Raw genomic sequence first — 23,449 nt, forward strand, 5'->3', positions numbered from 1 at the left:
ACCCCTCTTCCGTTGGGAGACCGTAATCAGGTCAGGTCAGAACGAAAGCGCCTTGACCGTCTTCACGCCGGGCAGCGCGCGGGCCTGTTCCAGCACGTCGCCGGCAACCGGGCTGTCGACCGAGAGCAGCAGCACCGCCTCGCCGCCGGCCGCGCGGCGGCCGAGGTTGAAGGTGCCGATGTTGATGCCCTTCTCGCCCAGCAGGGTACCGATACGCCCGATGAATCCGGGGGCGTCCTCGTTGACGATGTACATCATCGGGCCTTCCAACTCGGCCTCGACCTTGATGCCGAACATCTCGACCAGGCGCGGCTCGACGTTGTTGAACAGCGTGCCCGCCACCGAACGCTCGCCCGCATCGGTCTTCACCGAGACGCGCACCAGCGTGTGGTAATCACCCTCGCGCTCGGTCTTCACTTCGCGCACTTCCAGGCCGCGCTCCTTGGCGAGATAGGGAGCGTTGACCATGTTCACGGTGTCCGACTGGACGCGCATGAATCCGGCGAGAACCGCCGCGGTGATCGGCTTCTGGTTGAGTTCGGCGGCGGCGCCCTCGACGTGGATCGAGATGCGCGGCACCGAATCGACGGTCAGCTGGCCGACCATCGAGCCCAGCATTTCCGCGAGCTTCATGTAGGGCTTGAGCTTGGGGGCTTCCTCGGCGCTCAGCGAAGGCATGTTGAGCGCGTTGGTGACGCCGCCGTTGACCAGGAAGTCGGCCATCTGCTCGGCGACCTGGAGCGCGACGTTGACTTGCGCTTCGGTGGTCGATGCGCCCAGGTGCGGGGTGCAGATGAAGTTCGGCGTGCCGAACAGCGGCGAATCCTTGGCAGGCTCGGTCTGGAACACGTCGAGCGCGGCGCCGGCGATGTGGCCGGAGTCGAGACCGGCCTTCAGCGCCGCCTCGTCGATCAGGCCGCCGCGCGCGCAGTTGACGATGCGCACGCCCTTCTTGGTCTTGGCCAGGTTCTCGGCCGAGAGGATGTTGCGGGTCTGGTCGGTGAGCGGCGTGTGCAGGGTGATGAAGTCGGCACGGGCGAGCAGGGTTTCCAGGTCCGCCTTCTCGACGCCCATTTCCACGGCACGTTCAGGCGTCAGGAACGGGTCGAAGGCGACGACCTTCATGCGCAGGCCCAGCGCGCGGCTGGCGACGATCGAGCCGATGTTGCCGGCGCCGATCAGGCCCAGCGTCTTGCCGGTGACTTCAACGCCCATGAAGCCGTTCTTCGGCCACAGGCCCTGCTGGGTCTGCGCGTTGGCTTCCGGAAGCTGGCGGGCGAGCGCGAAGATCAGCGCGATGGCGTGCTCGGCAGTGGTGATCGAGTTGCCGAACGGCGTGTTCATCACGACGACGCCCTGGGCCGAGGCCGCCGGGATGTCGACGTTGTCGACGCCGATGCCGGCGCGGCCGACGACCTTGAGGTTCGGTGCGGCGGCGAGGATTTCCTTGGTCACCTTGGTCGACGAGCGGATGGCGAGGCCATCGTATTCACCGATGCGGGCGATCAGTTGCTCCGGCGTCTCGCCGGTGATGACGTCGACGTCGCAGCCCATTTCGGCGAAGATACGGGCGGCATTGGGGTCCATCTTGTCGGAAATGAGGACTTTGGGCTTGGTCATGGGAATGTTCCTTCACGTCGTCCCGGACTCGATCCGGGACCGTGGGCAGTCTTCAGGCGCGGGCTGTTCGGCGAGGCGTTCGCCTCAAGGATGGCCCGCGGTCCCGGATCAGGTCCGGGACGACGACGATTATGCGGCCTTGACGGTGGCGTAGGCCCAGTCGAGCCAGGGACCGAGATCCTCGATGTCCTGGGTGTCGACGGTGGCACCGCACCAGATGCGCAGGCCCGCCGGAGCATCGCGGTAGCCGGCGACGTCGTAGGCGGCGTCCTGCTTTTCGAGCAGGGCGGCGAACTTCTTGATGAAGTCCGCGTCGGCGCCTTCGACGGTCAGGCACACCGAGGTCTTCGAGCGGGTTGCCTCGTCGATCGCGAGGTGGCCCAGCCAATCGCGCTCGGCGACGATCTTCGAGAGCGCGGCGGCATTGGCGTCCGAACGGGCCTGAAGCCCTTCGAGACCGCCCAGCCCCTTCGCCCATTCGAGCGCGAAGATCGCGTCCTCGACGGCGAGCATCGAGGGGGTGTTGATGGTCTCGCCCTTGAACACGCCCTCGGCGAGCTTGCCCTTGGAGACCAGGCGGAACACCTTGGGGAGCGGCCAGGCCGGGGTGTAGGTTTCCAGGCGCTCGACGGCGCGCGGGCCCAGGATCAGCACGCCGTGGCCGCCTTCGCCGCCCAGGACCTTCTGCCAGGAGAAGGTGGCGACGTCGATCTTCGACCAGTCGATGTCGTAGGCGAAGACTGCCGAAGTGGCGTCGGCGAACGTCAGGCCTTCGCGGTCCGCCGGAATGAAATCGGCATTGGGGACGCGCACGCCCGAGGTGGTGCCGTTCCAGGTGAACAGCACGTCGGTGCCGAAGTCGATCTGGGTCAGGTCGGGAAGCTGGCCGTAGTCGGCGCGGATCACGGTGGGATCGAGCTTGAGCTGCTTGGCCGCGTCGGTCACCCAGCCCTCGCCGAAGCTTTCCCACGCAACCGTCGTCACGCCGCGCGCGCCCAGCATGGTCCACATGGCCATCTCGAAGGCTCCGGTGTCGGAGCCCGGGACGATGCCGATGCGGTGGGTATCGGGCAGCTGCAGCACTTCGCGCATCAGGTCGATGGCGTAGGCAAGACGCGTCTTGCCGATCTTGGCGCGGTGCGAGCGGCCGAGCGATTCGGTGGCGAGCTTTTCGGGGGAGTAGCCCGGAGGCTTGGCGCAAGGTCCGGAAGAGAACTGCGGACGAGCAGGTTTACGCGCGGGTACGGCAATCAAATCAGTCATTTCTGACTCTCCTTACAGAGAGCTCGCGCGGCGTTGGGACCGCGTGGCCCGGCGTCGCTCCTAGTGGCGTGGCCAGCTATGTCAATCGACTTGCGGTGACGCGCCTGTGCAAATGCGCTTCGACTGCGCAAATCTGCGGATGGTAGCCGCGCACGTACCGGCGCACCGGTAAGCTCAGGTTAACCAGCCCCCTGCACAAGGGCCTCCATGCGCAGAGTCCTGCTCTTCCTGCCCCCCTTGCTGGCCGGCCTGGCCTGCCTTGCCGGGTGCATCGACGCCCCGCAGCCGTCCCGGCGAAGCCCCGCCCGCTCCGCTCAACGCCCTGCCGCACCGCCGCGAATCGACGTGCGCCAGTGCCTCTCGCAGCTCGGAGCCCAGCACGCGGTCTTCACCCCGCTCGAGGACCGGTACTACGGCAGTTCCTGCACCACGCTCGGGACGGTCAAGCTCGCTGCCCTCAACACCGACAGCGCCACGGTGATGGTATCCGGCCTGGGGCCGGCGACTTGCGCGGTGGCGATCCCGTTCGCCGCCTGGGCGCGCTACGGCGTGGACCGCGCCGCGCAGCAGATCCTGGGCAGCCGCGTGGTGAAGATCGAGACCTTCGGCAGCTACTCGTGCCGCAACGTGGCGGGCACCAACCGCCGCTCGGGCCATGCCACCGCCAATGCCATCGACGTCTCGGGCTTCGTGCTGGGCGACGGCCGGCGAATTACCGTGCTGGAAGACTGGAACGGCGGCACGCCTGCCGAGCGCCGCTTCCTGCGCACCGTCCACGACAGCGCCTGCAAGCGTTTCGGCACCACGCTGGGCCCCGGCTACAACGCCGCCCACGCGAATCACCTGCATCTCGAGGCCGACGGGGCGGATTTCTGCCGCTGAGGCACCCCATCGTCCCGGCGCATGCCGGGATCGCGGGCCGAGTCGCGCTCACTGCCCGGGAAGACCGCGCCTGAAGACTGCCCGCGGGCATGCACCGGGAAGACTTGGCAACAAGACCTGACCTGCAGGACACCATCGGGACACGAACGAGCCATAACGGGCAAGCAGTTTCCCCCGTGCCCGAAGGATCGCATGAACCTCCTGCCCCTCGCCCGACTGGCGCTTGCAACCGCCGCCCTCGCCTGTGCGACCACCGCCCGGGCCGAGACGCGCCACGACGAACAGGCCTGGGTGAACCTCACCGCGATGGGCTCGATCTCCGACGAGCTGGTCTATTTCGCCGAGTTCCAGCCGCGCGTGGGCGACGGGGTCTCGCGGCTCGACCCGCTGCTGCTGCGCGGTGCGGTGGGGTGGAAGCTGTCGCCCTCGGTCACGCTCTACCAGGGCTACGCGCATGTCATCTCCCCGGTCGAGGGTGGGCGCGACGTCAACGAGGAGCGCAGTTTCCAGCAGCTCAACCTCGCGCTGGGCAAGCCGCTCGGCGGCGAACTGTCCTCGCGCTCACGGCTGGAGCAGCGCTGGCGCTCGGACGGCGGCGACGTGGGCTGGCGCCTGCGCGAGATGCTGCGCTACGAACATCCGCTGAAGGCCGGCAGCGACGCGGTGAACGCGCTGGTCTACGCCGAGGCCTTCGTCGCTCTCAACGACACCGACTGGGGCGCGCGTGGCGGCTTCGACCAGTTGCGCAGCTTCGCCGGCGCGGAAGTGGGGCTGCCGGGCGCCTCGACGCTGGAACTGGGCTATCTCAACCAGACCATCGACCAGACCCGTGGACGGGTGCGGATGAACCACGTGGCCTCCATGACGCTGTTCTACCGGCATTGACGACGTTTCGCGGCGTTCTCGAGGGCTGGGTCCGGCCTGCGCCGGGATGACGGAGGCCTGACCCAGAGGAAAATACCACGCCGTCGTCCCGGCGCACGCCCGGACCCTCCGCTCGGGAAACGCCGCGAAGCGTCAACCAAGCGTCATTGCGAAGCGTCCGCTCAGAACGGCAGGTTGTAGAGCCTGACCGCGTTGTCCTGCAGCACCTTCTTGCGGACCTCGTGGGTGTAGCCGCCCAGCACGTCCTTGAGGTGCTCCTGCACGCCCGGATAGAGCGAGGTGGGATGCGGGAAGTCGGTCTCGAACATGACGTTGTCGACGCCGATGATCTCCAGCAGGTACTTGGGCGCGATCTTCTCGAACCAGAAGGTGCAGAAGAAGTGGTCGCGGAAGTAGTCCCAGGGCTCCTTCTTGAGCACGTCGCGCTTGCTCGCCAGCATCTCTCGGAACTGGTGCTCCAGCGCCTCGACCGCGAAGGGCACCCAGCCCGCGCCGCTCTCGATCAGGCCGATCTTGAGGTTCGGGTGACGGTCCAGGCGGCCCGAGACCATCCAGTTGCCCAGCGTCGCCGCGTTGCCGATCGAGAACATCGTCGCCACGACGGATAGCGTCTGCTCGAACTGGAAGCCTTCCCAGGTCAGCGTGTTGGGGTCGATCGCCGCGTTGAGGTGGAAGTTGAGCGGCATGCCGGTCGCCTCGCACATCTCCAGGAACGGGGTCCAGTAGTCGTGGTTGAAGCTGGGCACGCCGACGCGCTCGGGCGTGTCGGGCAGCACGAAGCCCTTGAGGCCGATGTCGTGGCAACGCTTCGCCTCGGTTTCCAGCGCCTTCTGGTCCCAGAACGGCAGGTGCGCCATGTTGAAGATGCGCTGGCCCGAGATCTCCTGGTACTCGGCCGAGGCGTCGTTGTAGATCTGGATGACCTTCAGCGCGAGGTCGGGATCGCCAAGGCTCATCAGCGAGCCGGCCTGGGTCACGCCCGAGTTCTGGAAGCCGATCTGCGCATGGACGCCCATGTCGTCCATCGCCTGGAGGCGTTCCTTGATCTGGTGCCCGCCGGGATGCGCCTCTTCCAGCTTCGGAAAGGCGAGGCGACCGAGCAGCTTGTTGTTGTCGGCGCGGATGACGTTGCCGCCCAGCGTGCCGAAGTCACGGTCGCCCACGAACCAGCGATCGGTGCCGTTGATGCGCTCGACCCGCGGCATCCTGTCCTTCCAGCCGGCCGGGGCGCGGCTGGTGAACAGGTCCGGCGCCTCGGTGATGTGGGTGTCGGTGTCGACGATCTTGATGCCCTCGAACATCGGATCGAGGCCGCCCGACTGCGAGGCGTAGTCCACCTCGCGGATGACGCCGCCTTCCTTGTATCCATCCGCCGACCAGTACTTGCGGGCCGACTGGGCCAGCTCCTGGGTGTCGTCATCGGCCATTGCGATTCTCCCGAAACAATAATGGTGCCCGTTTCGCAACCGGGCCGGGTCATGACAATCGCAGGGGCCAAGGCAACGCCGCGACGATGATTGGCGAGGATTTGCGAAGGCACGGCGGGGCGATGGTCACTCGCCTTGCGGCCCGAATGGTGGTGGTGCACTCATTCGGCCGGGAGACAATCATGACACAATCGCGAACGCTTGACGACATTCGAGTGGAGTTCGACGCGCCCGACAACGTACCCCGGGACCGCATCGTCGACTTGTCGTTCGCCAACGGTGGCGAGCCCAACGACCTGGTCGATCCCTATGCCCCCTTCGCCTGGCTGAACGGCGAGGACGTCCCCCGCCTGCTCTACAACCCGCCGATGCGATCGGGCCTCGGCGCGATCTCGGGCGCGCGGCGCGGCAGCTGGGTGGTCTCGCACTACGAGGACATCGACCGCGTCTATTCAGACAACGACCACTTCTCGAACGCGGGCACGGCCGAGTTCCAGCGCCTGATCGGGGAGACCTTCAAGTCGATCCCCCTGGCCATCGATCCGCCCGACCACTCGAAGTACCGGCTCTACCTGATGCCCCACTTCAGCCCCTCGCGCATCACTCGCGAGATCGAGCCGCGCATCCGCGAGGTCGTCGTGGAGATGATCGAAGCGGTCGCCGCCAGGGGCGAGGTCGACATGGCCTGGGACTTCGGGCGGGTCTATCCGGTGCGCATCTTCATGGGCCTGATGGGTTTTCCGGCGCAGATGTTCGAGCAGTTCCTCGACTGGGAATGGGACATCCTGCACTCGGGCACGCTGGAGAAGATGCAGGCGGCGCTGCGCGGGGTGCTCGATTTCCTGCGCGCCTTCATTGCCGAGAAGGAGGCCAATCCGGACGAGCACCTCGTCTCGGCGATCGTCCACGGCAAGATCGAGGGCCGAGCGCCGACCGACGACGAGAAGATCGGCATGGTCTGGTTCCTGTGGCTGGGCGGGCTCGACACGGTGGCGGCGACGATCGCCCAGATGTTTCGCCGCATGGCCCTGCAACCCGACATCCAGCGCCGCCTCCGCGAGCGGCCGGACCTCATCAACGGCGCGGTGGAGGAATTCCTGCGCACTCAGCCGATCCTCTCCTCCACCCGCACCGCGACGCGCGACTTCGAGTGGCACGGCGTCCAGATCCGCAAGGGCGATTCGGTGCAGTGCCTGAACCCGGCCGGCAACTTCGACCCGGCGCGCTTCGCCGACCCGCGCAGGTTCGACCCCGAACGGCGCGCCAACCGGCATTTCACCTTCGTGGGCGGCGTGCACATCTGCCTCGGCGCCCACCTCGCCCGGCGCGAGCTGCGGGTCCTGCTGGAGGAATGGTTCAGGCGTGTCCCCGAGTTCCGGGTCAAACCGGGCGCCGATACCAGCGTGTTCCCGGGGCTGCTCTCGATCCGCAACCTGCCGCTGGTGTGGGACGTGCCGCAGCGAGGCTAGAAGGTGGGGTGGTTTGCCGGCGGGTGCGAAGGCAGCCCCGTTCAATACCCCGTCATCCCGGCGAAGGTCGGGATGACAGAAGTGCTCAGTCAGCAGGCGTCATTCCGCGATGCCGGGCCTCTCAGCCCACGATTTCCTTCACCACCGGGTCCATGCGGTAGTCCGGAAGCCCATCCAGCGCATTGCGCAACGCCTCGCTCCAGCTCGTCGAGACGGAACGGAAATAGGCGTCCGCCGCATCGATGCGGCGTTCGTGGCGCGGCGTGAAGCAGTCGCGCTCGATCACCAGCAGGTCGAGCGGCAGGCCCACCGACAGGTTCGCCTTCAGTGTCGAATCGAACGACACCGTCATCAGCTTCACCGCGCTCTCGAAGCTCATGTCGCGCTCGTAGCCGCGGATCAGGATCGGGCGGCCATACTTGGTCTCGCCGATCTGGAAGAAGGGGGTGTCGAAGCTGGCCTCGATGAAGTTGCCTTCGGGGTAGATCAGGAAGAGCCGCGGCTCCATGCCCTTGATCTGGCCGGCGACGATCATCGACGCGCTGAAGGTGCCGGCGGACGCCTTCTGGCCGTTGTCGGTCGCCCGTTCCTCGATGATGTCCTGCAACAGGTTGCCCACGATCGAGGCGACCTTGAACATCGTCGGCGCCTCGAGCAGCGAGTTGTGCCGCTCCGACGGGGCCTTGTTGCGTTCCTCGAGCTGGCTGATGACGGCCTGGGTGGTGGCCAGGTTGCCGGCGGTCATGACCGTGATGATGCGCTCCCCGGGGATCTCCCAGTGGTACATCTTCCGGAAGGTCGAGATGTTGTCGACCCCCGAATTGGTACGCGTGTCGCTCATCAGAACGAGCCCGCGATCCAGCATCATGCCCACGCAATACGTCATCGAATCAAAAGCCTTTGCAAACCCGCTCTTGTCCCGCACCGCCCCATGTCTGTCATGGCGGGACGCGCGGGAGCGGCCCTTTCAGCCGCCCTGCACTTGTTGCTGCCCACCGGAGACGGACTGCTGCTGCTGCGCACCTACCTTATTTTGACCTACCGACAAATGAACGTCGAGTCGGGTTTCCCCAGCTCCTATGGCAATACCTGTAACCGGAGCCGCCTCGCCATAGTCGCAACCCGTCGCTACGCGGATATACCGCTCGTCGGGGCAGATCGCGTTGGAGACGTCGAAACCGACCCAGCCGAGCCCAGGGACGTGCGCTTCCGCCCAGCCGTGGCCGGCCTCCTGCTCGTCGCGATCGTCCATGTGCAGATAGCCGCCGACGTAGCGCATCGGCACGTCGAGCAGCCGCCCGGCGGTGATGAAGATATGCGCATGGTCCTGGCACACCCCCTTGCCCGCAGCGAGCGCCTGCTCGGCCGTGGTATGCGCGTCCGTCGTCCCGCTGACATATTCGACCTGCTCGGCGATCCGGTCCGACAGGAGATGCAGGAACCCCAGCACGTCCGAACGGTCGGCCTCGATCCCGGCGAGGAGCTGGCGTACCTTGGGGCCAGGCTTGGTCAGCGCGGTCGGCCGCAGGAAGCACCACAGCGGCATCAGGCCGGTATGCGGCCCGGTGATGCCGTTGTTGTCGATCGTGCGCACCGTGCCCTCGCAGGTCACGACGACTTCGGGCACCCCCGGAACGATCGAAACGAGGTCGACATGGTTGAAGTGCTGGTCGTCGTAGGCCGCCTCCTGCTTCGCGCCGGTCAGCTCCATGTGCCAGTCGACCACTTCCTGGCCATGCGTGGACTTGGGCTTGAGCCGCAGGCGCTGCAGCCCGTGGGTCACGTTGCCGGCGAAGGCGTAGCGCGTGGTGTGCTTGACGGTGAGGAGCACGAGAAGGCCTCCTACTCGCTGAAACGGTAATCGGCGGCGATGGTGCCGGCGATCTCGATGGTCTTGCCGATGAAGTCCTGCAAAAATTCGTGCAGGCCGCCTTCGAAGATTTCCTCGATGGTGGTCTGGTGCAGCTTGGCCCCGGCATCGCGCAGCAACTGGTGCGCCGAAACTTCGTGCCCGTATTCCTTGGCGAGACCGGCCATGTTGCTGCGGATCTTCTCGTAGGAGAACAGCAGGCTGCGCGGGAACTGCCCGTCGAGGATCAGGAAGCGGGCGATGCCGCGCGGGTCCATCGACCCGGCATTGAGCCACGAATAGGCGCGGTTGCCGGCGACCGAGCGCAGCAGCGTGTCCCACTGCACGTTGTCGAGGCTGGAGCCGACCCAGGCCGCCGAAGGCAGCAGCACGTAGTACTTCACGTCGAGGATGCGCGCGGTGTTGTCCGCCCGCTCGATGAACGTGCCGATCCGCGAGAAGTTGAACACCTCGTTCCGCAGCATCGTTCCTTCGAGCGCGCCGCGCACGAGGGTTCCGGTGCGGCGGATCTGCGTGAGCACTTCGCCCAGGTTGGTCTCGCGCACCGGCCGCGCCAACAGGTCGCGCAAGTGCATCCAGCCCTCGTTGGTGGTTTCCCACACGGCGTTGGTGATGCTGGTGCGCACCACGCGCGCGTTGGTGCGCGCGTTCTCGACCATGTTGAGCACCGAGCCGGGGTTGTCGCGGTCGCGCAACAGGTAGTTGAACACCTGCGTGCCGCCGAAATCGGTGTGCTTGGAGCAATAGTCGTCGAGCAGGCCGGTGGTGGTGAGGACCGACTTCCATTCCTCGTCCTGCGACTGGCGGTTGCCCCGCGTCAGTGCGAGGTGGAAGCCCACGTCGATCAGGCGCGCGGTGTTCTCCGCGCGTTCGAGGTAGCGCGACATCCAGAAGACGCCATTGGCGGCACGTCCGAGCATTAGAGTGCGCCCCCCCTCACTCGTCCAGCACCCAGCTGTCCTTGGTGCCTCCGCCTTGCGAGGAATTGACCACCAACGATCCTTTCTTGAGCGCCACGCGGGTCAGGCCGCCGGGCGTGATGTCGATGCCGTCGGGCGAGACCAGCACGAAGGGGCGCAAGTCCACGTGGCGCGGCGCCAGGCCCTCCTTGGTGAAGATCGGCACGGTCGAGAGCGAGAGCGTGGGCTGGGCGATGTAGTTGGCCGGCTTGGCCCGCAGCTTGGCCTCGAATTCGGCGATCTCCTTCTTCGACGAAGTGGGGCCGATCAGCATCCCGTAGCCGCCGGACCCGTGCACTTCCTTGACGACGAGGTCGGCGAGATTGTCGAGCACGTAACCCAGCGAATCCGCTTCCGAGCAGCGCCAGGTCGGCACGTTCTGGAGGATCGGCTTCTCGCCGGTGTAGAACTCGACGATCTCGGGCATGTAGCTATAGATCGCCTTGTCGTCGGCGATGCCGGTGCCCGGCGCATTGGCGATCGTCACCCCGCCCGAGCGGTAGACGTCGAAGATGCCCGCCACGCCCAGTTGCGAGTTGGGATTGAAGCTGAGCGGATCGAGATAATCGTCGTCGACCCGGCGATAGATCACGTCGATCGCCTTGTAGCCGGTGGTGGTGCGCATGCACACGCGCCCGTCGACCACGCGCAGGTCGTTGCCCTCCACCAGTTCCGCGCCCATCTGGTCGGCGAGGAAGGCGTGCTCGAAATAGGCCGAATTGTAGATGCCGGGCGTCAGCACCGCCACCACCGGCCGCTTGCCGCCCTTGTAGGCCGGCGGCGCGCAGGCACGCAGCGAACGGGCGAGGCGGCGCGGATAGTCCGAGACCGGGCGCACCGGGATCTTGGTGAACAGTTCCGGGAACATCGCCATCATCGTCTCGCGGTTCTCGAGCATGTACGAGACGCCGGAGGGCGTGCGGGCGTTGTCTTCCAGCACCATGAAGTCGTCCGGCCCGGTGCGCACCAGGTCGATGCCGACGATGTGCGTATAGACCCCGCCCGGCGGCGTGAAGCCGATCATCTGCGAGAGAAACGCCTCGTTGTTGCGCAGTGCCTCGATCGGCAGGCGGCCCGAGCGGATGATCTCCTGGCGGTGGTAGAGGTCCTGGAGGAAGGCGTTGAGCGCCCGCACCCGCTGTTCGATCCCGCGCGTCAGCTTGCGCCATTCGCGCGCGGTGATGATCCGGGGGATCATGTCGAAAGGAATGAGCCGTTCTTCGGCGGCATCGTCGCCGTAAACGTTGAAGGTAATGCCGATGCGGCGGAAGAAACGTTCGGCCTCGGCGTCCTGCCTTTTCAGCCAGGTGGTGTCCTGGCTGTCGAACCACTGGCGAAAATCGCCGTAGGCAGGACGAACAGAGCCGTCCGCATTGAGCATCTCGTCGAAATTCGTACCGCTCTCAGCCGACATTTTGACTCCCTGTTACGCAAGTGATGCAACAGGAATCGGGACTTGCCAAGCACTCTCGCTGCACTTGCGAAGAAAAATTAACGATGCGCAGACGAAAGGAAATCGGAGCGATCCGGTCGTGAATTGAAGGGACGCATCGTCGTCCCGGGCCCGATCCGCGACCGCGGGCAATGCTTCGGGCGATAGCTCCGGTTGGGGCGCCCCGCGCAAGGCCCTGCCCAAAGCCCCCCCACGGTCGCGGATCGGGTCCGGGACGAGGTATCAGGCCAGCAACCCGCGCGCCTTCAGGTCCGCGCGCAGCGCGCCGGCATCGTGGAAGTGGTGCACCTGCCAGCCGAGCGCGCGGGCGGCTTCGATGTTCGCCGCGCTGTCGTCGATGAACAGCATCGCGCCCGGGGCATGGCCGAATCGGCGCGCAGCCAGCGCGAATATCCGTGCGTCGGGCTTGGCGATCTTCTCGTCGCCGGAGACGACGACGTCGCCGAACAGGTCGAACAGCGGCTCGCCCGCACGATAGTCGCGCCAGAACGGGCTGGCGAAGTTGGTGATCGCAAAGAGCGGGACCGCCCTTGCCGCAAGCTCGCGCACGATTTCGTGGCTGCCGGGGACGTTGCCGGGAATCGTCTCGCCAAAGCGCGTGGCGTAGGCGTCGAGCAGCGCGTCGTTGCCGGGGAACTGCGCCTTGCGCGCGGCGACCATCTCGGCGAGGTCGCGGCCGGCATCGTGCTCGAAGTGCCAGGCCTCGGTGACGACGTTCGCCATGAACCAGTCGAGCCGCGCGGGCTCGTCGATCAGCTGCGCGAACAGGCGGCGCATGTCCCACTGGACAAGCACGCGGCCGACGTCGAAGACCACAGCTTCGACGGATGCAAATTCATTTACGACGGACATGACAAGACCCCCGCGATTGGCGGGGGCCTCATGCACTCGACGCGAAACCATCCGCCTTGTCGGCCCGCCAGGTAGGGCAGGCCCAGGCGAATCGAATCAGCCCTGGCGGGCCTTGAAGCGACGGTTGGTCTTGTTGATGACGTAAGTGCGGCCGCGACGACGGATCACGCGGTTGTCCCGGTGACGGCCCTTGAGCGACTTGAGGCTGTTGCGAATCTTCATGGTCTGTCTCGTCCGTGTCGTGTTTTGGCGGTTACCGACCGCCGGAAATTCGAAGTGGCGCCGTTAGTGGTAGCGAGCCGCGAAGTCAAGCAGGCTGCACGTCTCGCGAACATTGCAGTTGCCCGTCCAGGGCTTATCTACATCGTTCATCTGCGGGCAACTTGATGCGCGCATAACATCATCCCGGGCGCGACCCCACCCGAATTCGGACGAAAACGATACCCATCATGAAAAAGCTCGAAGGCGCGGCGATCGCCGCAGGCATGGCCGCCATGCTGCTTGCGGCACCTGCCGCGCAGGCGCAGTGGGCCCCAGGCTGGGGTGGCGGCGGCTGGCGTGGCGACGGCTGGGGCGGGCGCGGCTCGATGCTCGATTCGCCGCGCTACCCCAACCGCAACACCCGGGATCCGCGCGAAGGCCGGGTCGAGGTGACGCGCTTCGTCTCCACCGACCCGGCGGCGGCCGAGCTTGGCAAGGGCCCGGTCTCGGTCGAATCCGAATCGGGTGACGGCCCCTGGGTCGAGGCGAGCATGCGCCGCACCTTCGAGGCGGCGATCGTCGACGCGCTGGTGGGCGCGGGCTACGACACCCTCCACCCCGACGTGCCGCAGCCGCAGATCACCCGGCTCAAGATCTCGCGCCAGGTGCTCAGCCCGGGCGAGGAGAAGAAAAGCCCCGTCAGCGGCACCGCGGCCATGGAAGTCGGCACGTACGGCCAGTCCTATGGCCTTGGCATCAACGTCGACCTGACCAAGCCGCGCTCGGCCCTCGTCTCCACCCGCCTCGATGCGCGGATCGTCGACAAGGCCAGCGGCAAGGTGCTGTGGGAAGGCTACGCGACGATCGCCACCCGCGAAGGCGACGACAAGTGGAGCGACGGCATGATCGCCACCAAGCTCGCCGGCGCCCTGTTCGACAATTTCCCCAAGGCCGACGCGATCGATCCGGTGGGCGCGGGCTGAGGGAACCTGTTACCTTCATTCGGAATTATACATAGGCTGGCCCTGTCGAAGCCCGCGTCGCGTCGACCTTGCACGACATGCACGCGGCAGGCAGAACCGATGCGAAGGGCCAATCATGGCCCGGACGACGAGGCTGGAGAGAACCGATGGCGATGACCGAGCGCACCCTGCCCCCGCGGCGACTGGCTGCCGCCTTCGCGCCCGCCCTGCTTCTCGCCGCCAGCGCCGCGCTTTCCGCCTGCGTCGCCCCGGTCGGCCCGGTCGAGGTCACGCGCTTCCACGCTCCCGACATCGCCCGCCTGGGCCGCGGCACGATCCGCGTCGAGCCCGCCCCCGGACAGGCCGACAACCTCGAATTTCGCGCCTATGCGGCCTCCGTCGCCCGTGAACTGGCCCGGGTCGGCTACAGCGAGCCGCTGCCCGGCCAATCGGGCAGCGAGCAGGTCGCGCTGCTAACGCTCGAACGCCAGACCTTCAAGCCCCAGCGCAGCCGCGGCCCGGTGTCGGTGGGCGTCGGCGGCGCCACCGGCGGCTATGGCTCGGGCGTGGGCCTGGGCCTCGGCATCGACTTGTCCGGCCCGCCCAAGGACCAGGTCGGCACGCGCATCTTCGTCGCCATCCGCGAGCGGGCGGCGCCGCCTGCCGCCACCGCCCTGTGGGAAGGCCGCGCCCAGTTCACGGTGCGCGCCGATTCGCCGCTCGCGCAGGCCCCGCTCGGTTCGGCGAAAGTGGCAGAAGCGCTGTTCAAGGGGTTCCCGGGACAGTCGGGCGAAACTATTCAGGTCAAATGACAGACATCCAGATCACGTCGGCATTCGATTCCGGCAACATCGAAGTCCTCTCCACCGCTGGCGCCGAGGCCCGCCTCGCGATCCGAAAGGACCACGAATCGGACTTCTTCCAGTGGTTCCACTTCCGCGTCAGTGGCGCTGCCGGGCGCGAGCTTACCTTGCGCATCACCGGCCTTGGCGCCTCGGCCTATCCGGGTGGCTGGCCAGACTACGACGCCTGCGTGTCGGAGGACCGCCAGTTCTGGGGCCGCGCCGCCAGCCGCTACGAGGCGAGCGCCGATGGCGGCACCCTGACCATCCGCTACCGGCCCGAAGGCGACATCGCCTGGTTCGCCTATTTCGCGCCCTATTCGATGGAGCGCCACCACGATCTCGTCGCCGAAGTCGCGGCGTCCGAGGGCGTGGCGCACCGTACGCTGGGCCTCACCCTCGACGGCCAGCCGATCGACTGCCTGGAAATGGGCGCGGGCGCAGTGCAAGTGTGGCTCTATGCCCGCCAGCATCCCGGCGAATCGATGGCCGAGTGGTGGATGGAAGGCGCCCTCGACGTCCTGACCGACCCGGCCAGTTCGGTCGGGCGCGAGCTGCGCAAGCGCTGCCGCTTCCACGTCGTCCCCAACGCCAACCCCGACGGCTCGCGCCGCGGGCACTTGCGCACCAATGCGGCGGGCGTGAACCTCAACCGCGAATGGGCGGCGCCGACGGCCGAACGGTCTCCCGAAGTCCTCGTCATCCGCAATGCGATGGACGAAAGCGGCGTCGACTTCGCAATGGACGTGCACGGCGACGAGGCGATACCGGCCGTTTTCCTGGCCGGCTTCGAAGGCATTCCCTCGCTCAAGGAAGCGCAACTCGCGGGGTACAACCGCTACGCCGCGCTGCTGGAACGCCGCACGCCGGACTTCCAGACCAAGCTGGGCTATCCCCTCGCGCGGCCGGGCAAGAGCAACCTGACGATGTCGACCAACCAGTTGGCCGAGCGCTTCGGCGCGGTGTCGATGACGCTGGAAATGCCGTTCAAGGACCACAACCCGGCCGCCGACAAGCTCCAGGGCTGGAGCCCGGAACGCTCCGCCCAGCTTGGCCGCGACTGCCTGGGCGCGCTGCTTGAGTGGCTGATTGAGCGCGAGGCGGCCTGAACCCTGCGTCGTCCCGGACCTCGTCCGGGACGACGGCATGTTCGTTCAGTTCGCGCGGTGGCGCGGTTCCGCCGCGTGGCGCGAGCGGGTCCAGTGCGGGCTCAGCGAACTGGACAGCGTCAGGCCGATCATCGACTGCAGCAGTTCCCAGCCCTGCGACCAGTCGCCGCGGGTGTCGCCACTGACCGGGGCCGAGCCCCAGTCGCTCGCCAGCCGCAGCACGGAGCGCTGATAGGCCAGGTCGCGATCGAGATCGCCGACCAGGAACGAGGTGAACGGCAGGGTCTGGCGCGGGCAGGCCCCGAAGCCGGCGAGGCGCGAGTCGCTGCCCGGCAGGTCCATGTTGGGGACATTGGCGATGAGCGCGCCCAGGATCGGGTTTTCCGGCCCGACGCCCTCGAACTCGACCCACCACGCCAGCGCCAGCGCGGCGATGTCGTCGGTCACGACCACCACCGGCCGGTCGGCACGGCGGATCGCGAGGTTGAGTTTGTTGACCCAGGTGTTGCGGTGCGGCTCGTCCCACAGGCCAAGTTCGACGATCTCGCAATCCTCGCTGCCCTGTGCCCAGCGGCTCATCCAGTGTCCCGGCGCCAGTGGCGTGCCGGGAACGAGAAGGATCAGCGGGGTATCGTCCTGCGCCTGGGAATAGCGGATCTTTGCCATGGGCTCGCCTCTGTCTACGTTCCGACTGAGGCTTTTGTAATCTCAACTGTATTTATAGACAATAGCCTTGCGGCGAATGGACCACATGCCGCGTCCTGCCGATGGCGGCGTGGAGGGCATTGCCACCAAAAGCCGCCCTAGAGCAGGTTCGAGGGCCCGAACGCATGTGGCAGCAGGTCCGACAGGCGCAGTTCGAGCACGCCGTCCGCGCCGTCGCACCAGATCACCGGGTCGGTGCCGCCCACTTGCGCGATCTCGTTGAGGACCTGGCGGCAGCGCCCGCAGGGAGTGACGCGCGCCCCCTGCCCGGCCTCACCCGGCGCGCCGCCGGTCACCGCGACGGCCTCCAGCGCGGCCCGTTCCCCCGAGAGTATCCTGGCGACCGCGACGGTCTCGGCGCACAGAGACAGGCCGTAGCTGGCGTTCTCGACATTGGCGCCGGTGACCACCGAGCCGTCCGCCAGCAGCAGCGCGGCGCCGACGTGGAAGTTCGAATAAGGCGCATAGGCGCCGTTCGCGGCGGCACGGGCGGCGGCGATAAGAATGTCGCGCTGCGGGGCAGCGCTCGGCAGGCTTTGGCGTGACCGGGTATCGCTCATGGCTGCATCACTACCCAGCGCAGCCCCCCTTGCGCAATCTCGTTGGCGAGGTCGTGGTTGACGGTCCACAAGGTCCAGGGCCGGCCGGCATAGCTCGGCTCGAAACGATCGCGCACCAGCCACAGGTTGCGGTCGAGCTTGTGGGCGATCGCATAGCGCGACTGGAACGCAGGGGTGACCTTGAGGATCACGGGCTTGCCGGTATGCGTCTCGACCTGGTTGAGGAACGTCATCAGCTCGCTCTCGACGCGCGCGTCGCCGACTTTCACCGGGCAGCCGTCGGCCAGCATGTCCAGTTCGACCGCAGGGGGCAGCAGCTTGGCGTCGCGCGGGACGGTGGTGACGAAGTTCGCCGCCTGGGTTCCGGCCGGCTGGCAGGGATCGTAGCGGTGCAGCGCGCCCACTTCCATGCCCGCCGCCTTGGCCGCCTCGAAGTTCTCCACGAAGCGGGGATCACGCGCAAAGGCGCTCGCGCTCGCGTCGATATAGGCGAAGTCGGCCCCGATGGCCTTGAGCGAACTCCAGGCGACCGGGCCGTCGTCGGCGCCGATCTCGACGCCCTGGACGGCGTAGACGGTGCGATCGGGCGTCCAGTGGCGCAAGTGCCACCAGCCCCAGGCCCCGACGACGATCGCCACCAGCAGGAGCGCGCCCACCGCTCTCAGGCGCCAGTTGGCCCGCGCGGATTTCCCGCCCTTTCGCGCTGTCATAATCTTGCCCTCAGCCGCGGATGTGCAGGACGCAGATCAGCGTGAACAGGCGCCGCGCGGTCGGGTGGTCGGTCTCGATCTTGCCCTCCAGGCGTTCCAGCAGCATTTCGGCGGCGTCGTTGTGGACGCCGCGCCGGGCCATGTCGATGGTCTCGATCTCCTGCGGGCTGGCCTTGCGAATCGCCTGGTAGTAGCTCTCGCAGATCGCGAAATATTCGCGGATCGGCCGGCGGAACCGGGCCAGGCCCAGCACCAGCGTCTCCAGTTCGGTGCCGTCGTCGCCCGCGATCTCCAGCGAAAGCCGGCCGTCGCGCACCGAAAGGCGCAGGCGATAGGGGCCTTCGTGGCCCGCTCCGGCGGCGCGCACCGGCCGGAACACGTTGTCCTCGATCAGGTCGAAGATGGCGATCCGCCGTTCCTGTTCGATGTCCGCATTGCGCCACAGGATGGTCGCATCGTCGAGTTCGATGTGGGAGATGCGCGGGTCCGCCATGATCGATGTGCCTTTACGCGGTTGCGGCATGGACGGGCAAGTGGGCTTTGTGACGATGCCGGGGTATCCGGGCGACATCCACAGCTTGTGGATTAATATCACCCCACCCCCCGCTTGCCGGACTCAGGGCCACGGAGCATTGTGCGCCGCTTATGGCCCAGCAAGACCTCCTCATCCGCGCCGACGATGCCGGCGTGCGCACCCTTCCTGCCAACGTCGAGGCGGAAGCCGCGTTCCTCGGCGCCGTCCTCATCGACAACCGGGTGATCGAGGAGCTGACCACCCAACTGGCGCCCACGCACTTCTTCGAGCCCGTCCACGCCCGCATCTACGAGCGCATCCTCCAGTTGCTCGACCGCAAGGCGGTGGTCACGCCGGTTACCCTGCGCCCTTATTTCGAGGCCGACGAGGCGCTCAAGGCGCTGGGCGGCGTCTCCTACCTGGCGCGACTCACCGCCGACGGCCAGGGCCTGCTCGCCCCGCGCGAGCTGGCCGACCAGATCTACGACCTGGCGCTGCTGCGCGAGCTGATCTCGGTGGGCCGCAACCTCGTCGAGAGCGCGATGGACACTTCCGAATCGGTGGAGCCGATGGAGCAGGTCGAACGCGCCGAGGCCGCGCTCTACAAGGTGGCCGAAGGCGCCGCGACGCAGAGCGAGGCGCAGAGCTTCGGCGTCGCCACCCGCACCGCGATCCAGTCGATCGAGAAGGCGTTCAATTCGGGTGGCCACATCTCCGGCAAGACCACCGGCCTCACCTCGGTCAACCAGAAGATCGGTGGTCTGCACGATTCCGACCTCATCATCCTGGCTGGACGCCCCGGCATGGGCAAGACCTCGCTGGTCACCAACATCGCCTTCAACACCGCCCAGCGCTACGTCGACGACACCGTGCGCGACGGCATGCCGCACGAGAAGTCGGTCGGCGCGCCGGTGGCCTTCTTCAGCCTCGAAATGAGCGCCGACCAGCTCGCCACGCGTATCCTCGCCGAGCAGTCGAACATCAGTTCCGAAGCGCTGCGCATGGGCAAGATCAGCCGCGAGGACTTCCAGCAGCTGTCCTTCGCCAGCCAGCGCCTGGCCGAGCTGCCGCTGTTCATCGACGATACGCCGGGCCTGTCGATCGCCGCGCTGCGCACCCGGGCGCGCCGCCTCAAGCGCCGTCACAACATCGGCCTCGTCATCATCGACTACCTCCAGCTCCTCTCGGGCTCGGGCCGCGCCAGCGACAACCGCGTGAACGAGATCTCGGAAATCTCGCGCGGGCTCAAGACGCTCGCCAAGGAACTGCACGTGCCGGTGATCGCGCTCTCGCAGCTTTCCCGTGCGGTGGAGCAGCGCGACGACAAGCGCCCGATGCTCTCCGACCTTCGCGAATCGGGCTCGATCGAGCAGGACGCCGACATGGTCTGGTTCGTCTACCGCGAGGACTACTACGTAAAGGCGACCGAGCCGAAGTATCCCAGCGATACCGACGGCCCCGACGTCAAGGACAAGTGGGAGACCTGGCGGCAGAAGATGGAGGAAGTCACCGGCCTGTCCGAACTCCTCATCGCCAAGCAGCGCCACGGCGCCACCGGCAAGGTCCGCCTGCGCTTCGAGGCGCGCATCACCAAGTTCTCGGACCTCGCGCCCGACGACATGCGCCCGGCGTTCGAAAGCGACTGAAACGATAGCGACTGGGGCCGGGGAATCACACCCCGTCGGTGCGTGCAACCAAGTGCCGCAGGACGAAGTCGGCCCGTTGCCCGACCGGGACCCTGGGCAACACGACGGGTTCGTAGCCGAGCGCGCCGTAGGCCTTCAGCAACCGCTCGTATTCGGCGATCGCCTCGTCGAGGCCGTGCCGCCTCGCTTCGTCGGAGGCATAGATCTGCGGCCAGGGCGGGGTGAGGAACACCTGCCGGTTGTAGCGCCTGGCGGCAACGGCCCGCAGCGCCGCGCCGCAGGCCGCCTGCCCGCACGAATGGTCGAGCGCCGCCGCGGCATCGATCAGCCCGCGATCGAAGAAGACGTATCCCGGCCGGGGCATGGCCCGTGCCAGCACCCGGTCCCGCCGGGCGACCTCGACCGCGCGCCGGGCGAAGGCCGCCATGTCGATCCACGGCAGCGCGCGCCCCGTGGCCAGCGTCTCTTCGGCGACGATGCGGCGTCCGGGCTCCTCGACGACGGCATGCCCGCGCCGGCCGAGTTCGGCCAGCAAGGTGGATTTTCCTCCACCCGAACATCCCGAGAGGACCACGAACCGTTCCATTGCACTGCCCTGCATGCCGAACATCGACCAAGGCCCCCGATTGTCAGAAGATGCGACGCACCGAAAGCAGCAAGGTGCGCCCCATCGGATCGAGATAGTCCCGCTGGTAGGCATAGGGCGTGGCGCCGGTGGCGTCGGTCACCCGCTGGCGGCTGTCGAACAGGTTCTCCACCGACAGGCTGACACGGGTGCCGCGGGCCCAGTCCTTGCCGCGAAAGCGGTTCTGGAGGTTGGCGAAGATCCGCAGGTCCAGCGTCGCCAGCGCCCCGAAGTTGAGATCGCCGCTGGCCGAGGACAGGCTGTCGCCCGAGACCTTCGTCGCGCTCTGCCAGTTGCCTTCGAGCCGCGCGCCGAGGCCGTTGTCGGTGACCCCGAGGCTCGCCGTGACCTTGTGACGCGGCGTGCTGCTGCCGGTGATCGTACCGCCGTCGAGCAGGTCGATCGTCTCGCTGCCCTCGGTGAGCTGCACCTCCTGGCGCAGGATCAGGGTGTGGTAGACCGAGACCAGCAGGCGCGCGCCATTGTCGCTGCCGCCGAAGAAGCCCCTGCCACCGCCGGGTCCACCCCTGCCGCCGGGACCTCCGCCCGGACCTCCCGGGCCTCCCGGGCCTCCCGGACCTTCACCCGGGGGCGGACCGAAGCCATCCGGCGGGGGACCGTCTCCGGGCGGAGGCCCGAAACCGTCGGGCGGAGGGCCGCCGGGAGGACCTCCGAAGCCGCCGCCACCGCTCTCCTCCTCGCGGCTCCCGGTCACGGTGATCTCGCGCTCGTCGCCGGGAGCCTGCCCGTCCTGGGGCGCGGGGCGCTGCTGCGGATCGGCGGCGGGGGCTTGTCCCGCGCCGTCGCGCGATGCCGGCTGCCCGCCGGCCTGCCGGCCCCAGGGAGCACGTTGCCCATCCGGTCCTCCCCCGCCCGCCCCGCCGGGCCGCTGCGGGCGCGCCGGCCGCCTGGCCTTGCGCAGTTGGGCGGAGAAATTGAAGCCCCAGCGCACTTGCTCGGTGCGCTGGCGATAGATGTTGACCGGGCGGGAATCCACTTCGGTCAGCGTCCCGTCGCCGTCGCGCACGAAGCGGTCGGGGAAGGCGTCCTCGATCGCCGCGGTCACCCCGCCCAGGCTCATGATGGCGTTGCGATTGCGGCTGTCGACGTAGCTGGCGCTGAAATTGAGCTTGGGTTCGTCCATCAGCCTGGCACTGACGCCCAGCCGGAAGACGTGGCGATCGTCGGCCTTGAGGCCGGGATTGCCGCCCGAGACACTGCTCACCAGCACCGATTCGCCGGTCACGTAGTCGTAGACCCGCCGGTTGCTCGTGGTGACGACCGGATTTCCCAGTTGCGCGACGGTGGGCGCGTTGCGGTCCTGGCTGACCGCCGCGATCACGGTGACGCCGGTGATCGGCGTCCAGTTCAGCCCGAAGCCGAACGTGCCGAGCGTCCCGTAGTCGGAAACCCGGGTGAGCCCGCCGTTGAGATTGAGGCTCAGTGTGCCGATCGCGCCGAGCACGCCCTTGCTGCGGCTGGTCAGCGGTACGTCGATGCTCAGCCTGGCGCTGCCGTTGGTGCGCTCGGCGTTCCCTTCGCTCACGCTGCCCTCGCGCACGGTGGTCGAGGACTGGGCGGTGAAGTCCCCGCCCAGCTTGAGGCTGACCCCGAGGTCGCCGGCGGGCAGCTTCAGCGTCTTGCCCGAAAGCAGCATGCTGGCGCTCCCGGTGTCGGTATCGGAGGTGCCGCGGTTGGCCAGCATGGCGCCCAGGAGGCTCGCAGGGAGCGTGCCGTAGGGATCGACCGAAGCGTCGCCGGTGTCGAGCGCGGCCTGGAGCGCGGCGGTGTCGTAGCCGCTGTCCGAGCGGGTTTGCGACCGCGCGTGCTCGTAGCTGCCGATGACCGAGAGCTTCCACCGGGTCGAGAGGTCCACGTTGAGCGTGCCGCCCGCCGAGACGCTGCCCGAATTGCTCGAACTGTGCAGCGGGCTGGTCGAAAGATAGCGGGTCAGCGCCGTCTCGGTCCCGTCCGCATAGGGACTGTCGGCAGGCACCGTCAGGTCGCCGGTGGCCAGCCCGTCGAGGCCGCGGCCGGTCGAATAGGTGCCCTTCAGGTTGAACGAGGCGTTCGCCGTGCCCCCCAGCTCGTGCGCGAGACTGGCGCCGAGCGCATAGCTGCGGGTCGAATCCTGGAGCGTACGGTAGGCCGTCTCGTCGGCGATGCCCCCCGCAGCGGTCACCCCGGCATCGGGGTCCGGCGCGATGTCGCGGTCGCTCTCGCGGATCGCGGCCTGGGTCGCGACCTTGCCGGTCAGGTTCAGCCGGTCGTTGTCGTGGATGCGGGTATAGGTGAAGGCGCCCGTGCCCTGACCGCCGCCGCCCTGCGCCGACAGGCCGCCGCCGAGATTGGCGACGCGCGAGCGGAAGCGCCGCTTGAGGATGATGTTCACGACCTTGGCCTGCGAATCGTAGCCGTACTTGATCGCCACCTCCTCGGGGAGGATGTCGACCCGCAGTACCGATTCCACCGGCAGGTCGCCGACTTCGTTGACCCCGGAGACGCGCTTTCCGTTGACCAGCACGACCGGCCCGCTCGAACCGTCGCGCCCGGCGATGCTGCTGGTCTGGTCGGCGATCTCGTCGAGCAGGTCGCTGATGGAATCGACGCCGTAGGAGGCGATCTCGGCCTGGCCGAGCCGGTTTTCCGGCGGCACGTCGCCGATCACCGCGCCCGGCACCGCTTGCCCGGTGACGATGATCTCGTCGCTGGCGACGGTGTCCGCCGCAGCGCTTGAGGTGGGGGTCGAGGCCTGCTGCGCCCGCGCGCCAAGGGGCAGCGCCAGCGCGCCCGATGCGACGAGCATGCACACCATGCCCGAGCCGGGCCGAACGGGACGTGGGTTCCTCATGACCTTCCGGCTAGGGTCGGGAGGCTGCGGGAAGTAGCCTCAAA

22 protein-coding genes are annotated in these 23,449 nt (G+C 67.5%); 7 read left to right on the plus strand and 15 right to left on the minus strand.

What is annotated here, in order from left to right:
* Positions 1 to 36 precede the first annotated feature (36 nt).
* Together serA and ACFFDA_RS17430 are read right to left on the minus strand one after the other, a co-directional pair.
* Positions 37 to 1,620: a phosphoglycerate dehydrogenase gene (gene serA, locus ACFFDA_RS17425; RefSeq protein WP_404482051.1), complete on the minus strand. Its 1,584-nt coding sequence runs from the start codon at positions 1,618 to 1,620 to the stop codon at positions 37 to 39.
* A 129-nt stretch (positions 1,621 to 1,749) separates the two neighbouring features.
* Entirely contained in the window at positions 1,750 to 2,883 is a 1,134-nt protein-coding gene (locus ACFFDA_RS17430; RefSeq protein WP_404482052.1) for a phosphoserine transaminase, read from the minus strand.
* A 207-nt stretch (positions 2,884 to 3,090) separates the two neighbouring features.
* On the opposite strand from ACFFDA_RS17430, the gene ACFFDA_RS17435 reads away from it, so the two are divergent.
* Together ACFFDA_RS17435 and ACFFDA_RS17440 are read left to right on the plus strand one after the other, a co-directional pair.
* The gene (locus ACFFDA_RS17435) at positions 3,091 to 3,765 is read left to right on the plus strand and encodes an extensin family protein (protein ID WP_404482053.1); all 675 of its coding nucleotides are present in this window, start codon (positions 3,091 to 3,093) and stop codon (positions 3,763 to 3,765) included.
* 192 nt (positions 3,766 to 3,957) lie between these two features.
* Complete coding sequence (locus ACFFDA_RS17440; RefSeq protein WP_404482054.1) at positions 3,958 to 4,650, plus strand: DUF2490 domain-containing protein; 693 nt, start codon at positions 3,958 to 3,960, stop codon at positions 4,648 to 4,650.
* 161 nt (positions 4,651 to 4,811) lie between these two features.
* Here ACFFDA_RS17440 and ACFFDA_RS17445 read toward each other — a convergent pair whose 3' ends face one another.
* On the minus strand, positions 4,812 to 6,077 hold the full coding sequence (locus ACFFDA_RS17445; RefSeq protein ID WP_404482055.1) for an amidohydrolase family protein: 1,266 nt from the start codon (positions 6,075 to 6,077) through the stop codon (positions 4,812 to 4,814).
* A 182-nt stretch (positions 6,078 to 6,259) separates the two neighbouring features.
* On the opposite strand from ACFFDA_RS17445, the gene ACFFDA_RS17450 reads away from it, so the two are divergent.
* A complete protein-coding gene (locus ACFFDA_RS17450) occupies positions 6,260 to 7,546 on the plus strand; it encodes a cytochrome P450 (RefSeq protein ID WP_404482056.1) in 1,287 nt (428 codons plus the stop codon).
* Positions 7,547 to 7,667: 121 nt separating this feature from the next.
* Here the strand turns inward: ACFFDA_RS17450 and ACFFDA_RS17455 are convergent, their stop codons facing one another.
* The 6 genes from ACFFDA_RS17455 to ykgO all read right to left on the minus strand — a co-directional run bounded on the left by ACFFDA_RS17455 (position 7,668) and on the right by ykgO (position 12,902).
* Entirely contained in the window at positions 7,668 to 8,432 is a 765-nt protein-coding gene (locus ACFFDA_RS17455) for a peptidase (RefSeq protein ID WP_404482057.1), read from the minus strand.
* Positions 8,433 to 8,513: 81 nt separating this feature from the next.
* Positions 8,514 to 9,377: a transglutaminase domain-containing protein gene (locus ACFFDA_RS17460; protein WP_404482058.1), complete on the minus strand. Its 864-nt coding sequence runs from the start codon at positions 9,375 to 9,377 to the stop codon at positions 8,514 to 8,516.
* 11 nt (positions 9,378 to 9,388) lie between these two features.
* Positions 9,389 to 10,336 carry an alpha-E domain-containing protein gene (locus ACFFDA_RS17465; protein WP_404482059.1) on the minus strand — a complete coding sequence of 316 codons (948 nt, stop codon included), beginning with the start codon at positions 10,334 to 10,336 and terminating at the stop codon, positions 9,389 to 9,391.
* 16 nt (positions 10,337 to 10,352) lie between these two features.
* On the minus strand, positions 10,353 to 11,789 hold the full coding sequence (locus ACFFDA_RS17470) for a circularly permuted type 2 ATP-grasp protein (protein WP_404482060.1): 1,437 nt from the start codon (positions 11,787 to 11,789) through the stop codon (positions 10,353 to 10,355).
* A gap of 261 nt (positions 11,790 to 12,050) precedes the next feature.
* Positions 12,051 to 12,680: an HAD family hydrolase gene (locus ACFFDA_RS17475; RefSeq protein WP_404482061.1), complete on the minus strand. Its 630-nt coding sequence runs from the start codon at positions 12,678 to 12,680 to the stop codon at positions 12,051 to 12,053.
* Between the two features lie 96 nt (positions 12,681 to 12,776).
* Complete coding sequence (gene ykgO / locus ACFFDA_RS17480) at positions 12,777 to 12,902, minus strand: type B 50S ribosomal protein L36 (RefSeq protein ID WP_004210176.1); 126 nt, start codon at positions 12,900 to 12,902, stop codon at positions 12,777 to 12,779.
* A gap of 227 nt (positions 12,903 to 13,129) precedes the next feature.
* On the opposite strand from ykgO, the gene ACFFDA_RS17485 reads away from it, so the two are divergent.
* The 3 genes from ACFFDA_RS17485 to ACFFDA_RS17495 all read left to right on the plus strand — a co-directional run bounded on the left by ACFFDA_RS17485 (position 13,130) and on the right by ACFFDA_RS17495 (position 15,794).
* Positions 13,130 to 13,864 carry a hypothetical protein gene (locus tag ACFFDA_RS17485; protein ID WP_404482062.1) on the plus strand — a complete coding sequence of 245 codons (735 nt, stop codon included), beginning with the start codon at positions 13,130 to 13,132 and terminating at the stop codon, positions 13,862 to 13,864.
* Positions 13,865 to 14,016: 152 nt separating this feature from the next.
* Entirely contained in the window at positions 14,017 to 14,655 is a 639-nt protein-coding gene (locus tag ACFFDA_RS17490; protein ID WP_404482778.1) for a DUF4136 domain-containing protein, read from the plus strand.
* The gene (locus ACFFDA_RS17495) at positions 14,652 to 15,794 is read left to right on the plus strand and encodes a M14-type cytosolic carboxypeptidase (RefSeq protein ID WP_404482063.1); all 1,143 of its coding nucleotides are present in this window, start codon (positions 14,652 to 14,654) and stop codon (positions 15,792 to 15,794) included. The genes ACFFDA_RS17490 and ACFFDA_RS17495 overlap by 4 nt, the downstream gene beginning before the upstream one ends.
* 45 nt (positions 15,795 to 15,839) lie before the next feature.
* On the opposite strand, the gene ACFFDA_RS17500 is transcribed toward ACFFDA_RS17495, so the two are convergent.
* From ACFFDA_RS17500 to ACFFDA_RS17515, 4 genes are all read right to left on the minus strand, one after another.
* On the minus strand, positions 15,840 to 16,460 hold the full coding sequence (locus ACFFDA_RS17500) for an RBBP9/YdeN family alpha/beta hydrolase (protein WP_404482064.1): 621 nt from the start codon (positions 16,458 to 16,460) through the stop codon (positions 15,840 to 15,842).
* Between the two features lie 137 nt (positions 16,461 to 16,597).
* Entirely contained in the window at positions 16,598 to 17,059 is a 462-nt protein-coding gene (locus ACFFDA_RS17505; RefSeq protein WP_404482065.1) for a cytidine deaminase, read from the minus strand.
* Positions 17,056 to 17,769, minus strand: coding sequence for a glycoside hydrolase family 25 protein (locus ACFFDA_RS17510; RefSeq protein ID WP_404482066.1), 714 nt, complete (start codon positions 17,767 to 17,769; stop codon positions 17,056 to 17,058). The genes ACFFDA_RS17505 and ACFFDA_RS17510 overlap by 4 nt, the downstream gene beginning before the upstream one ends.
* Positions 17,770 to 17,779: 10 nt before the next feature.
* Complete coding sequence (locus ACFFDA_RS17515; RefSeq protein WP_404482067.1) at positions 17,780 to 18,262, minus strand: UPF0262 family protein; 483 nt, start codon at positions 18,260 to 18,262, stop codon at positions 17,780 to 17,782.
* Positions 18,263 to 18,414: 152 nt separating this feature from the next.
* Here ACFFDA_RS17515 and ACFFDA_RS17520 point away from each other — a divergent pair, with 152 nt between their 5' ends.
* Complete coding sequence (locus ACFFDA_RS17520) at positions 18,415 to 19,929, plus strand: replicative DNA helicase (RefSeq protein WP_404482068.1); 1,515 nt, start codon at positions 18,415 to 18,417, stop codon at positions 19,927 to 19,929.
* Between the two features lie 25 nt (positions 19,930 to 19,954).
* Here ACFFDA_RS17520 and ACFFDA_RS17525 read toward each other — a convergent pair whose 3' ends face one another.
* Both ACFFDA_RS17525 and ACFFDA_RS17530 read right to left on the minus strand, forming a co-directional pair.
* Positions 19,955 to 20,515, minus strand: coding sequence for an AAA family ATPase (locus tag ACFFDA_RS17525; RefSeq protein WP_404482069.1), 561 nt, complete (start codon positions 20,513 to 20,515; stop codon positions 19,955 to 19,957).
* A 43-nt stretch (positions 20,516 to 20,558) separates the two neighbouring features.
* Positions 20,559 to 23,360 (minus strand): TonB-dependent receptor, encoded by a 2,802-nt coding sequence (locus tag ACFFDA_RS17530; RefSeq protein WP_404482070.1) that lies wholly within the window; start codon positions 23,358 to 23,360, stop codon positions 20,559 to 20,561.
* Positions 23,361 to 23,449: the final 89 nt, after the last annotated feature.

The organism is Novosphingobium sp. BL-52-GroH (assembly GCF_044813085.1).
Lineage (GTDB): Bacteria > Pseudomonadota > Alphaproteobacteria > Sphingomonadales > Sphingomonadaceae > Novosphingobium.